Here is a 13030-nt window from a genome sequence, read left to right as displayed (position 1 = left end):
CTTAACGATCTTTCGGGTCGAGGGCATCACGCAAGCCATCGCCGATAAAGTTGAAACAAAACAGTGTCACCACGAGGAATCCCGCTGGGAACAACAATAACCATGGAGAGACTTCCATCGAGTTCGCGCCATCACTCAGCAATGCACCCCAGCTGCTTAACGGCTCTTGCGTACCCAACCCCAGGAAGCTAAGGAAAGATTCAAAGAGGATCATGCTGGGCACCAGAAGTGATGCGTAGACCACCACCACACCGAGTACGTTCGGCACAATGTGGCGAATAACAATGCCCGACGTCGATACACCGCCAACTTGTGCCGCCTCAATAAACTCTTTGCGCTTCAGACTCAGGGTTTGCCCACGCACAATACGAGCCATATCCAGCCAGGAAACCATGCCTATCGCCACGAAAATCAGCAGGATGTTTTGACCGAAAAAGGTCACCAGCAAAATGACGAAGAACATGAATGGGAAGGAGTTGAGGATTTCCAGCAGACGCATCATTACCGAATCCACTTTACCGCCCAGATAACCGGAAAGCGAACCATAAAGTGTCCCGACGACCACAGCCACCAGTGCCGCAGCAACACCGACCATGAGTGAGATACGCCCGCCAATCGCAACGCGCACAAGCAGGTCGCGACCGGATGAGTCAGTACCAAAGTAGTGACCGGACTCCATATCCGGGGCGCTGGACATCATCGCCCAGTCAGTATCGTCATAGGCAAACTGCGAAAGCATCGGTGCCAGGATGACAAATAACGCGATCAGCACCAGCACTATCAGACTGGCAACCGCCGCACGGTTATGCATAAAACGTCGACGTGCGTCCTGCCACAAGCTGCGCCCTTCGACCTCCAGCTTTTCACTGAAATTTTCCAGCGTCTCGCTGTTTTTCTTACTTAACATCATCGCGAGCTCCAGTATCAGTAACGGATTTTCGGGTCGATAACCGCATATAGCACATCGACAATGGCATTAAACAAAATGGTTAACGCACCAACCAGGATAGTCAGGCTTAACACTAAGGAATAGTCACGGTTCAATGCGCCATTAACGAACAGTTGCCCAATCCCCGGCAAACCATAAATGGTTTCGATAACCATAGAACCGGTAATAATGCCGACAAATGCGGGGCCCATATAGGAGAGCACGGGTAACAGAGCAGGTTTTAATGCGTGGCGTAAAATGATCCGCCGCATAGGTAACCCTTTCGCCCGGGCAGTACGAATAAAGTTGGAGTGTAAAACCTCAATCATAGAGCCACGGGTAATACGCGCAATACTGGCGATATAGGCGAGTGACAACGCCACCATCGGCAATATCATGAATTTAAGCGCACCACCATTCCAGCCACCGCCCGGCAGCCAATGCAAAATGATCGCAAATATCATGACTAATAATGGCGCAACCACAAAACTGGGGATAACAACCCCGGTCATTGCCAGCCCCATCACGGTATAGTCCCATTTGGTGTTTTGTTTTAATGCTGCAATAACGCCAGCACTAACACCCAGTATTACCGCAAGGAAAAATGCTGCGGCTCCCAGTTTGGCAGAAACGGGAAAACTGGATGCAACCAGGTCGTTGACCGAATAATCTTTATATTTAAACGATGGACCGAAATCGCCATGCGCCAGTTGTTTCAGGTAGCTGAAATACTGTGTCATGATCGGATCATTAAGATGATATTTCGCTTCGATATTGGCCATCACTTCTGGCGGTAAAGTACGTTCGCCGGTAAAAGGGCTTCCCGGCGCGAGGCGCATCATGAAGAACGAAATAGTAATAAGAATAAATAGCGTCGGAATCGCTTCCAGACAGCGACGTAGAATAAATTTTAACATTGCCCTACCTTCTGGCCTGTGCCTTCTGTAATGCGATAAAAATCAGACACCGTGGAGCAGGACACGCCTGCCCCACGTATTGCCATTAGTGCTTCACAATGTACATATTCCGGGTGTAGGTATTATCCAGCGGATCTTTGCCGGTATAGCCACCAACCCACGGTTTCACCAGACGCGCATTCACGTAGTAATAAACAGGAACAATGGCCGAATCCTTATCCAGCTGTTGTTCTGCTTTAGTGTACAGAGCTGTGCGCTGCGCCTCGTCAGTCGCTTTCAGCGTTTCCGCCATAATGCTGTCAAAGGCCGGGCTCTTATAATGCGCGGTATTCATCGAGCTGTTCGACAGCATGGTGTTCAGGAAGGAAGTTGGTTCGTTGTAGTCTGCACACCAGCCTGCACGGGCCACATCAAAAGTGCCCTGGTGACGGGTGTCGAGGAACGTTTTCCACTCCTGGTTAACCAGTTTGACGTTTACACCAATGTTTTTCTTCCACAATGAAGAGGCTGCAATCGCCAGCTTTTTATGCAGATCGGAGGTGTTATACAACAGGTTGATGGTTAACGGTTTGTCTGCGGTATAACCCGCTTCAGCCAGCAGTTTTTTCGCTTCTTCGTTACGTTTTTCCTGGCTCCAGCCAAACCATTCCGGCTGAGTCAATTTTGCGCCATCAGTATACGGTGGAGTGTAACCATAGGCGGGCATGTCGCCCTGCGCTTTCACTTTATTAACAATGATATCGCGGTCCATACCCAGTTTCAGTGCGGTACGCACACGTACATCGTTAAATGGCGGTTTCTGGTTGTTAATTTCGTAATAATAAGTGCACAGGTATGGATCAACGTGAACTTCGTCCGGGATCTCTTTTTTCAGCTTCTGGAACAATTCGATCGGCATGTTGTTATAAGTCATGTCGATTTCACCACTACGGTAGCGATTGACATCGGTAACTTCAGAAGCAATAGGCAAATAGGTTACCTGGTTAATAACGGTTTTCGCGTTGTTCCAGTAGGTCGGGCTGCGTTCAAGAACGATTCGTTCGTTTACGACCCAATCTTTTAAGGTATAGGCACCGTTGGTGACGATATTACCAGGCTGGGTCCATTTTTCGCCGAATTTCTCGATAGCGGCTTTTGGCACCGGTGAAGTTGACGGGTGAACAAGTAATTTATAGAAGTACGGAACGGGTTCACTTAAGGTGACTTCTAATGTGTGATCATCAATAGCTTTCACGCCGAGATCGGTAATCGGTTTTTTCCCTTCAAGAATTTCATCAATACCGGCGATATGCCCATATTGCAGATAACTGGCATACGGAGAAGCGGTGTTCGGATCAACAGAACGTTGCCAGCTATACACAAAGTCTTGGGCTGTGACTGGCGTGCCATCAGACCATTTCGCATCTTTACGCAAATGGAAGGTCCAGACTTTCGCATCTTTATTATCCCAGGATTCAGCGACGCCAGGTGCCGGATGGCCGTCAAGATCGCTGACCAGTAAGCCTTCAAACAGGTCTCGGCTGATATTAGACTCCGGAACACCTTCAATTTTGTGCGGATCTAATGACTGAACTTCTGAACCATTGTTACGTACCAGCGTTTGTTTTTCCGCCAGTGTGACGCCTGCGGGTACATCAGCTGCCAGCGCGACATTCCCTGCCATAAGCGCAGCCAGAACGCCAGCTGCTACTAAACTTCTCTTGGTGATGTTGGTCATTGTTTTTTGGACTCCCTCATTATAATTACTGGTATTAACCAGCATGTGTAATCCCGGATTGGGACCCTGCACAGGCTCGGAGACTTTCTGCTGTCAGGTTACTTTATCGTTACGTATTACTATCACCGACTTTATTTATTCTGGTGATTCAGACGATCACCTTATGTCGATTCGTACTGTGTCTCCCCTGTCGAGACACATTATTCTTTCGCGACGCTCTTTAATTGTTAATTATTCTCATTACCAATAAAGAATCGTCTGGCGGTTGCCCGGAAAGTACCAAATGCGCTTCTTACTCGCCAATACATTTTGCAAAATTGTTAAGCAATTCTCTTTTATTGACCGTATCAGAATCTATAGCTTGCATCCATGTCTTAACAAACATCTTTTAATTCAATCAAATAGAGATTGGTTAAGCATGTCTCTCTTTTCTGATTACAGTTCCAGTAGTGAAATGCACAATAATTTAACAATTGATTATTATTTAGCACTTTCCTCTACCAAAAGCAGTGGAATTACTAATATCATTTCAATTATTCTTCAGCAAGCCCAGGATTATGATGTGGCGAAAATAACATGATGGTGAGGAGAAGCAGTTAAGGAAATCCTTATAACCAACTGTAATTTGAGAAGAATATTTTCACCCATTCCTTTTGCTTTTGATAACTGCGCGGGAACAAAGTAAAAATAATGACGAAGTAAACGGAGCATGACAGCTCCGTTTCATTTGAAAGGAATTAATTAAGCAGGCCGGGGAAAATCCCCTTAATACCAGTAACGATAAATTCAATCCCCAATGCCATCAGCAATAGCCCCATAATACGCGTGATCACGTTGATGCCGGTTTGGCGTAAAACCCGTACCAGCCACGGTGCCATGCGGAACAATCCCCAGCAACATAAAGCGAACAATGCAATAGCCACAAAGAAACCAAACAGATAGCTAATGCTGTGATAACGCGTACCCCAGACGATGGTAGAACTGATCGCCCCTGGCCCCGCCATCAACGGCAACGCCAGTGGCACCACACCAATGCTTTCACGTACCGCGGTTTCTGATTTTTCTTGCTTGTTCTGTTTATCCTCGCCAAGCTTGCCGCTGATCATCGACATCGCTATCGTCACCACCAGGATGCCCCCGGCGATACGGAACGAATCAATTGATATACCAAAAAGTTGCAGAATCGTGTCGCCGAGAAAAAGCGAGATCCACAAGATAATGGCCACAGACAGGTTGGCTGTAAGGTTAGTTTTGTTTCGCGCTGCCGCTGTCTGATAACTGGTCATGCTGATAAAGACGGGAATAATCCCTACCGGGTTGACCAGCGCAAATAACCCGATGAAAAATTTGAAGTAAACGGGAAAATCAAAAAGGGTCTGAATCACGGTTAGCTCCGAAGCAAAAGCCGGATAATGTTAGCCATAAATAAGGTTAAAAAGACGCGCTGACAATACGCCTTTTGACAGCATTTTTCACCTCCTAACTACTTAAAATTGCTATCATTCGTTATTGTTATCTGGTTGTGCAAAACATGCTAATGTAGCCACCAAATCATACTACAATTTATTAACTGTTAGCTATAATGGCGAAAAGCGATGCTGAAAGGTGTCAGCTTTGCAAAAATTTGATTTGGATCACGTAATCAGTACCCAGAAGTGAGTAATCTTGCTTACGCCACCTGGAAGTGACGCATTAGAGATAATAACTCTAATGTTTAAACTCTTTTAGTAAATCACAGTGAGTGTGAGCGCGAGTAAGCTTTTGATTTTCATCGGTTAAGCAAATCATCACCGCACTGACTATACTCTCGTATTCGAGCAGATGATTTACTAAAAAAGTTTAACATTATCAGGAGAGCATTATGGCTGTTACTAATGTCGCTGAACTTAACGCACTCGTAGAGCGTGTAAAAAAAGCCCAGCGTGAATATGCCAGTTTCACTCAAGAGCAAGTAGACAAAATCTTCCGCGCCGCCGCTCTGGCTGCTGCAGATGCTCGAATCCCACTCGCGAAAATGGCCGTTGCCGAATCCGGCATGGGTATCGTCGAAGATAAAGTGATCAAAAACCACTTTGCTTCTGAATATATCTACAACGCCTATAAAGATGAAAAAACCTGTGGTGTTCTGTCTGAAGACGACACTTTTGGTACCATCACTATCGCTGAACCAATCGGTATTATTTGCGGTATCGTTCCGACCACTAACCCGACTTCAACTGCTATCTTCAAATCGCTGATCAGCCTGAAGACCCGTAACGCCATTATCTTCTCCCCGCACCCGCGTGCAAAAGATGCCACCAACAAAGCGGCTGATATCGTTCTGCAGGCTGCTATCGCTGCCGGTGCTCCGAAAGATCTGATCGGCTGGATCGATCAACCTTCTGTTGAACTTTCTAACGCACTGATGCACCACCCAGACATCAACCTGATCCTCGCGACTGGTGGTCCGGGCATGGTTAAAGCCGCATACAGCTCCGGTAAACCAGCTATCGGTGTAGGCGCGGGTAACACGCCTGTTGTTATCGATGAAACTGCTGATATCAAACGTGCAGTTGCATCTGTGCTGATGTCCAAAACCTTCGACAACGGCGTAATCTGTGCTTCTGAACAGTCTGTTGTTGTTGTTGACTCTGTTTATGACGCAGTACGTGAACGTTTCGCAACCCACGGCGGCTATCTGTTGCAGGGTAAAGAGCTGAAAGCTGTTCAGGACGTTATCCTGAAAAACGGTGCGCTGAACGCGGCTATCGTTGGTCAGCCAGCCTATAAAATTGCTGAACTGGCAGGCTTCTCTGTACCAGAAAACACCAAGATTCTGATCGGTGAAGTGACCGTTGTTGATGAAAGCGAACCGTTCGCACATGAAAAACTGTCCCCTACTCTGGCAATGTACCGCGCTAAAGATTTCGAAGACGCGGTAGAAAAAGCAGAGAAACTGGTTGCTATGGGCGGTATCGGTCATACCTCTTGCCTGTACACTGACCAGGATAACCAACCGGCTCGCGTTTCTTACTTCGGTCAGAAAATGAAAACGGCTCGTATCCTGATTAACACCCCGGCTTCTCAGGGTGGTATCGGTGACCTGTATAACTTCAAACTCGCACCTTCCCTGACTCTGGGTTGTGGTTCCTGGGGTGGTAACTCCATCTCTGAAAACGTTGGTCCGAAACACCTGATCAACAAGAAAACCGTTGCTAAGCGAGCTGAAAACATGTTGTGGCACAAACTTCCGAAATCTATCTACTTCCGCCGTGGCTCCCTGCCAATCGCGCTGGATGAAGTGATTACTGATGGCCACAAACGTGCGCTCATCGTGACTGACCGCTTCCTGTTCAACAATGGTTATGCTGATCAGATCACTTCCGTACTGAAAGCAGCAGGCGTTGAAACTGAAGTCTTCTTCGAAGTAGAAGCTGACCCGACCCTGAGCATCGTTCGTAAAGGTGCAGAACTGGCAAACTCCTTTAAACCAGACGTGATTATCGCGCTGGGTGGTGGTTCCCCGATGGACGCCGCGAAGATCATGTGGGTCATGTACGAACATCCGGAAACTCACTTCGAAGAACTGGCGCTGCGCTTTATGGATATCCGTAAACGTATCTACAAGTTCCCGAAAATGGGCGTGAAAGCGAAAATGATCGCTGTCACCACCACTTCTGGTACAGGTTCTGAAGTCACTCCGTTTGCGGTTGTAACTGACGACGCTACTGGTCAGAAATATCCGCTGGCAGACTATGCGCTGACCCCGGATATGGCGATTGTCGATGCCAACCTGGTTATGGACATGCCGAAGTCCCTGTGTGCTTTCGGTGGTCTGGACGCAGTAACTCACGCCATGGAAGCTTATGTTTCTGTACTGGCATCTGAGTTCTCTGATGGTCAGGCTCTGCAGGCGCTGAAACTGCTGAAAGAATATCTGCCAGCGTCCTACCACGAAGGTTCTAAAAATCCGGTAGCGCGTGAACGTGTTCACAGTGCAGCAACTATCGCGGGTATCGCGTTTGCGAACGCCTTCCTGGGTGTATGTCACTCAATGGCGCACAAACTGGGTTCCCAGTTCCATATTCCGCACGGTCTGGCAAACGCCCTGCTGATTTGTAACGTTATTCGCTACAACGCGAACGACAACCCGACCAAGCAGACTGCATTCAGCCAGTATGACCGTCCGCAGGCTCGCCGTCGTTATGCTGAAATTGCTGACCACTTGGGTCTGAGCGCACCGGGCGACCGTACTGCTGCTAAGATCGAGAAACTGCTGGCATGGCTGGAAACGCTGAAAGCTGAACTGGGTATTCCGAAATCTATCCGTGAAGCTGGCGTTCAGGAAGCAGACTTCCTGGCGAATGTGGATAAACTGTCTGAAGATGCATTCGATGACCAGTGCACCGGCGCTAACCCGCGTTACCCACTGATCTCCGAGCTGAAACAGATTCTGCTGGATACCTACTACGGTCGTGATTATGTAGAAGGTGAAACTGCAGCGAAAAAAGAAGCCGCTCCGGCTAAAGCTGAGAAAAAAGCGAAGAAATCCGCTTAATCAGTAGCGCTGTCTGGCAACATAAACGGTCCCTTCTGGGGCCGTTTTTTTGTTTTACCCAAAGCAACTTTCCCATAAACCGACAGCATTTGCCTTCATCATATTTACGGCGATGTATAACGCCTACACACAGCGATATTGTACTTTACAGGTCACAAGTCAACGTCACTGTAAAAGCGCTCTGTGAGGGGTATAGTGGCGTTAAAGAACTGTCGAGAAGGGTATATACACCGGATGAAGTGAGTAAAACGAACTGACAGGATAAAAGCGCCCTGCTCACCCTGTCAGTAAAGAAATTCTTATTAATCGTGGCGATGCCTTTCCTGAATAGCCGTTAATGAGCCGACTTCTAACGCTTCTTTATAGTGTTTACGGCATACAGAAACGTAGCGTTCATTACCACCAATAACCACCTGCTCACCTTCGTTATAAGGTCTGCCTGCTTGATCAAGACGCAGCACCATGCTTGCTTTGCGGCCACAAAAACAGATGGTTTTTAATTCAACCAGTTTGTCGGACCATGCCAGTAAGTATTGGCTGCCAATAAATAACTCACCTCGAAAATCGGTACGTAAACCATAACAAAGTACGGGTATATCGAGTTGATCGACAACCTCCGATAATTCATATACTTGTTGTCTGGTTAAAAACTGGCATTCATCAACCAGTACGCAATGAATTGCCTGCTGTTCATGTTCCGCACGAATCTCATCAAATAATGATGAATTTTGGTTAAATAATTTTGCAGGCGATGACAAACCTATACGCGAGCTGACTTTCCCGGCACCAAAGCGATCATCAATTTCTGCCGTATATACGACAGTGCGCATGCCGCGTTCCTGGTAATTGTATGAAGATTGCAACAATGCTGTAGACTTACCCGCATTCATTGCGGAATAGTAGAAATATAGCTGTGCCATCAGCCACAGGCCCTCAATGATATGAATTAAAGTTGGCTGGAGTTTATCATAATTCGTCAGTTTTTCAGCTCAACAGTATGCACAGAAGTGGTATATGCGTTCTCCCTTACGAAGCCTTGCATAATCCTTCTGAGCTATCATTACAACTGCCTCGCTTGTTATAAGCGGGTAAATGACTGCTGGTAACTATTCACAATCTTTAACCTGTTGCGCAAGTAATAGCCCTCTGTTGACCTCCTGGAGATAGTGCAATACTAAGTCCCTGCTCTTATTGCGACTGTTCTACTTTTCATCATTCGCTTAATACGGAATTCTCGTAAACACGACTAATACAGAAGACTGAAAGGTCGTCAGCCTACGATAATCTCCCCATAAAATGTGACATGAATCAGGAAGTTTTAACCTCACGTGCTGCGAAATCATCGGCGCAAATAGGGCTATATGCCGCGTCTTTTCTGGCTAATTTTATGAAAAGATATTTATTGGCGGCACAAAATAAAGAACAATTTTGAATTCCTTACATTCCTGGCTATTGCACAACTGAATTTAAGGCTCTATTATTACCTCAACAAACCACCCCAATATAAGTTTGAGATTACTACAATGAGCGAAGCACTTAAAATTCTGAACAACATCCGTACTCTTCGTGCGCAGGCAAGAGAATGTACACTTGAAACGCTGGAAGAAATGCTGGAAAAATTAGAAGTTGTTGTTAACGAACGTCGCGAAGAAGAAAGCGCGGCTGCTGCTGAAGTTGAAGAGCGCACTCGTAAACTGCAGCAATATCGCGAAATGCTGATCGCTGACGGTATTGACCCGAACGAACTGCTGAATAGCCTTGCTGCCGTTAAATCTGGCACCAAAGCTAAACGTGCTCAGCGTCCGGCAAAATATAGCTACGTTGACGAAAACGGCGAAACTAAAACCTGGACTGGCCAGGGCCGTACTCCAGCTGTAATCAAAAAAGCAATGGATGAGCAAGGTAAATCCCTCGACGATTTCCTGATCAAGCAATAATCTTTTGTAGATTGCACTTGCTTAAAAATCCCGCCATCGGCGGGATTTTTTATTGTCCGGTTTAAGACAATTTAATAAGAATAAGCTATAAATAAATATCCTCCGGCATAGCCGGAGGTTTTTCAAATGCGCCTATAAGGCTCTCTTACCAGCCGCGCCCTAACAGGCGCACACGATCTGACATTTGCATCCAACTTCGTTACTTACGGCCCGTAAACGGGCTGCCCGGATAGGGAATCGATAACTGCTCTCCCATTTTATCCTCTTCAAGCTGGTGCTTTATGTAATCCTGTATCTTCGCCGTGTTCTTACCCACTGTATCGACGTAGTACCCTCTGCACCAGAACTCCCTGTTCCTGTATTTGAATTTCAAATCACCAAACTGCTCGTAAAGCATCAGACTGCTTTTCCCTTTCAGATATCCCATAAACCCGGATACGCTCATTTTAGGCGGGATCTCCACAAGCATATGGATATGATCTGCACAGCATTCAGCTTCCAGAATCCGTACGCTTTTCCACTCACACAGCTTTCTCAAAATACTGCCTATTGCTCTACGCTTCTCTCTGTAGAACACCTGTCTTCGGTATTTTGGCGCAAAAACTATGTGATATTTACAGTTCCATCGGGTGTGCGCTAAGCTCTTTTCGTTCCCCATTGGGACCCCCTTTTGATTTCTTGTTTGACACTTGCAGTTGCCAGACCGCAAGGTGTTTTAACAAATCAAAAGGGGTTTTAATAACTGGCTCAAAGCTGAAAGCTTTCCGGAACCCCCAGCCTAGCTGGGGGTTTTCTGTGCACAAAAAAACGGCGTCGATTGCTCAACGCCGTTTCGTGGATAACATCGATACGGATGTTACTTCTTAATGCCCATCTCTTCTTCAAGCCAGGCTTTAAATTCCGTGCCAAGGGTGTTATGACGAATACCGTATTCAACGAAGGCCTGCATGTAACCTAATTTATTACCGCAGTCATGGCTCTTCCCTTTCATATGATAGGCTTCCACCGTTTCTTTTTCGATCAGCATATCAATTGCGTCGGTGAGCTGAATTTCATCACCAGCTCCCGGAGGGGTTTTTGCCAGCAACGGCCAAATATCCGCGCTAAGTACGTAACGACCCACAATAGCGAGATTAGACGGCGCAACATCCGCTTTTGGTTTTTCAACCACGCCAACCATCGGTACGCTTTCACCCGGCGCTAATTCAACGCCTTTGCAATCCACAACGCCATATGCGGTCACATCAGCAACCGGTTCAACCATGATCTGGCTATGACCCGTTTCATCAAAGCGGCGGATCATCTCTGCTAGGTTATCCTGTGACAAATCGGATTCATATTCATCCAGAATAACGTCAGGCAAAATAACAGCCACAGGTTCATCACCCACTACCGGGTGAGCACACAATACCGCGTGTCCCAGGCCTTTCGCCAGCCCCTGACGAACTTGCATAATAGTCACGTGCGGCGGACAAATAGACTGCACTTCATCAAGCAGTTGACGTTTTACACGTTTTTCCAGCATTGCTTCCAGTTCAAAACTGGTATCAAAGTGGTTTTCAATCGAGTTTTTAGATGAGTGAGTAACCAGCACAATTTCAGTAATGCCAGCCGCAATACATTCATTCACGACGTATTGAATTAATGGCTTATCGACAAGTGGCAGCATCTCTTTCGGGATGGCCTTCGTCGCCGGCAACATCCTGGTTCCTAATCCCGCAACGGGGATAACGGCTTTTTTGACTTTCGTATTAATGGCAGCCATTTAAATTCTCCTGGACTGTTCGTGTTTTGAACGTGTTCATATTTCTGTATCGCATCCCAGTATATCAGCACCCCGAAGGGGCTAAGTTCTGAAAAGGATGCGAGTTAGCATAATTAAGACAATTACTTATACGAATGGCGACGATAGTACCACCAGCCGACATTAGCTGGTAATGCAAATTTAGCCCGCGTTATCGTTTGCTCATTCTGCAGACAACATCAAGCGAAGCCGACCACCGGTTCCCCATATTTGGCATTGCCAGGCATCGCATCGCTGGCTCAATTGATTCAAATAAGCGTTACCTAAAGTGCCTAACGGAACACCATTACTGATTTGCACCTGGTGTTCGCCGGTATTTAACGTCGCATTCAGACCCGCAGAAACCAGAATGAGATTTTTCAGTTCGCGATGATAATAGCCAACTAATAGTGGAAACTGCCCCGGCAGATTGGCCTGACGGAGTAAATGGTTTACCTGCTTCAATAACGCGCCCAACTCTGGCAACCGTTGATTTTGATGTGCAAGCTGTTCCTGTAATAATCCGTTAAACAATGCGCGTAATAACAAGGCAGCAAGTACGCCATTATGTCCAGCTCGGGTGACATCAAGGCAATAAAATGCCAGATCGTTTTCCGAAAGTGCGGCAATATCAAGCACCAGGCCGGGTTTGTCCGCGGCAACCAACTGACGATAATTAACCCGGCAATGGGAAATCACCTGCTGAACCGGCGGTTGCAATTCCTGTAATAATTTCGCCGCTGCGGCAGGGTTATCAACCATTGCATCCCAGTCGCGAAAAAGCCTCTCCTCTTCCTCAACGCGGGAATTAAACATGCTGGGATAGAGACAGGCAAAAACCATCTCGCGCAAGCGATTCAGATCTTTAACTGGTTTCAGCAAAACATCTTCAACGCCCAGACGTAACGCTTTGGCAATATCTGCCATATTTTCAGTGGCAGATATCACGAGAACAGGTGTCTGGTCACCTCTGTTGCGTATATGCTCCAGCAGTTTAAGCCCGTTCATTCGTGGCATCGCGATATCACATATCATCAGGTCTGGAGTGAAACCTCCCAGCAACTCAAGGGCATCCACCCCATCAGCCGCCAGTACCGTTGTCGCTCCCAATGAGGAAAACCACGAATCCAGAAGCGAGCGAAATACCTGCTCATCTTCAACAATGAGAATCTGTTTTCCGACCAATGGCTGCGTCATGTTCTCTCCCCTGA

Annotated in this window: 11 protein-coding genes; 2 read left to right on the top strand and 9 right to left on the bottom strand. The window is 46.9% G+C overall.

What is annotated here, in order from left to right; genetic code table 11:
- Position 1: 1 nt before the first annotated feature.
- The 5 genes from oppC to ychE (G434_RS30410) form a co-directional block, all read right to left on the bottom strand.
- Positions 2-910 carry an oligopeptide ABC transporter permease OppC gene (oppC, locus tag G434_RS23010; protein ID WP_000979661.1) on the bottom strand — a complete coding sequence of 303 codons (909 nt, stop codon included), beginning with the start codon at positions 908-910 and terminating at the stop codon, positions 2-4.
- A 14-nt stretch (positions 911-924) separates the two neighbouring features.
- A complete protein-coding gene (gene oppB, locus G434_RS23015; RefSeq protein ID WP_000911112.1) occupies positions 925-1845 on the bottom strand; it encodes an oligopeptide ABC transporter permease OppB in 921 nt (306 codons plus the stop codon).
- Positions 1846-1930: 85 nt separating this feature from the next.
- Complete coding sequence (gene oppA / locus G434_RS23020) at positions 1931-3562, bottom strand: oligopeptide ABC transporter substrate-binding protein OppA (RefSeq protein ID WP_000182039.1); 1632 nt, start codon at positions 3560-3562, stop codon at positions 1931-1933.
- Positions 3563-4299: 737 nt separating this feature from the next.
- Positions 4300-4947 carry an NAAT family transporter YchE gene (gene ychE / locus G434_RS23025; protein WP_000616773.1) on the bottom strand — a complete coding sequence of 216 codons (648 nt, stop codon included), beginning with the start codon at positions 4945-4947 and terminating at the stop codon, positions 4300-4302.
- 30 nt (positions 4948-4977) lie between these two features.
- Positions 4978-5031, bottom strand: coding sequence for a protein YchT (ychE, locus tag G434_RS30410; RefSeq protein ID WP_211180492.1), 54 nt, complete (start codon positions 5029-5031; stop codon positions 4978-4980).
- Positions 5032-5423: 392 nt separating this feature from the next.
- Between ychE (G434_RS30410) and adhE the strand changes: the two genes are divergently transcribed.
- Positions 5424-8099 (top strand): bifunctional acetaldehyde-CoA/alcohol dehydrogenase, encoded by a 2676-nt coding sequence (gene adhE, locus G434_RS23030; protein ID WP_000301651.1) that lies wholly within the window; start codon positions 5424-5426, stop codon positions 8097-8099.
- A gap of 302 nt (positions 8100-8401) precedes the next feature.
- On the opposite strand, the gene tdk is transcribed toward adhE, so the two are convergent.
- A complete protein-coding gene (gene tdk / locus G434_RS23035; RefSeq protein WP_000068076.1) occupies positions 8402-9019 on the bottom strand; it encodes a thymidine kinase in 618 nt (205 codons plus the stop codon).
- 603 nt (positions 9020-9622) lie between these two features.
- Between tdk and hns the strand changes: the two genes are divergently transcribed.
- The gene (gene hns, locus G434_RS23040; protein WP_001287378.1) at positions 9623-10036 is read left to right on the top strand and encodes a histone-like nucleoid-structuring protein H-NS; all 414 of its coding nucleotides are present in this window, start codon (positions 9623-9625) and stop codon (positions 10034-10036) included.
- 199 nt (positions 10037-10235) lie between these two features.
- On the opposite strand, the gene tnpA is transcribed toward hns, so the two are convergent.
- The 3 genes from tnpA to rssB form a co-directional block, all read right to left on the bottom strand.
- Positions 10236-10694 (bottom strand): IS200/IS605-like element IS200C family transposase, encoded by a 459-nt coding sequence (gene tnpA / locus G434_RS23045; protein WP_000526135.1) that lies wholly within the window; start codon positions 10692-10694, stop codon positions 10236-10238.
- Positions 10695-10892: 198 nt separating this feature from the next.
- Entirely contained in the window at positions 10893-11801 is a 909-nt protein-coding gene (galU, locus tag G434_RS23050) for a UTP--glucose-1-phosphate uridylyltransferase GalU (protein ID WP_000718995.1), read from the bottom strand.
- A gap of 201 nt (positions 11802-12002) precedes the next feature.
- Entirely contained in the window at positions 12003-13016 is a 1014-nt protein-coding gene (gene rssB, locus G434_RS23055) for a two-component system response regulator RssB (protein WP_000193447.1), read from the bottom strand.
- Between the last annotated feature and the right edge of the window lie 14 nt (positions 13017-13030).

The sequence above is a fragment of the Escherichia sp. KTE172 genome, assembly GCF_000408845.1.
Taxonomy (GTDB): domain Bacteria; phylum Pseudomonadota; class Gammaproteobacteria; order Enterobacterales; family Enterobacteriaceae; genus Escherichia; species Escherichia coli.
Note: the sequence above shows the minus strand (reverse complement) of the source record. Positions and strands in the feature narration are given on the sequence as shown.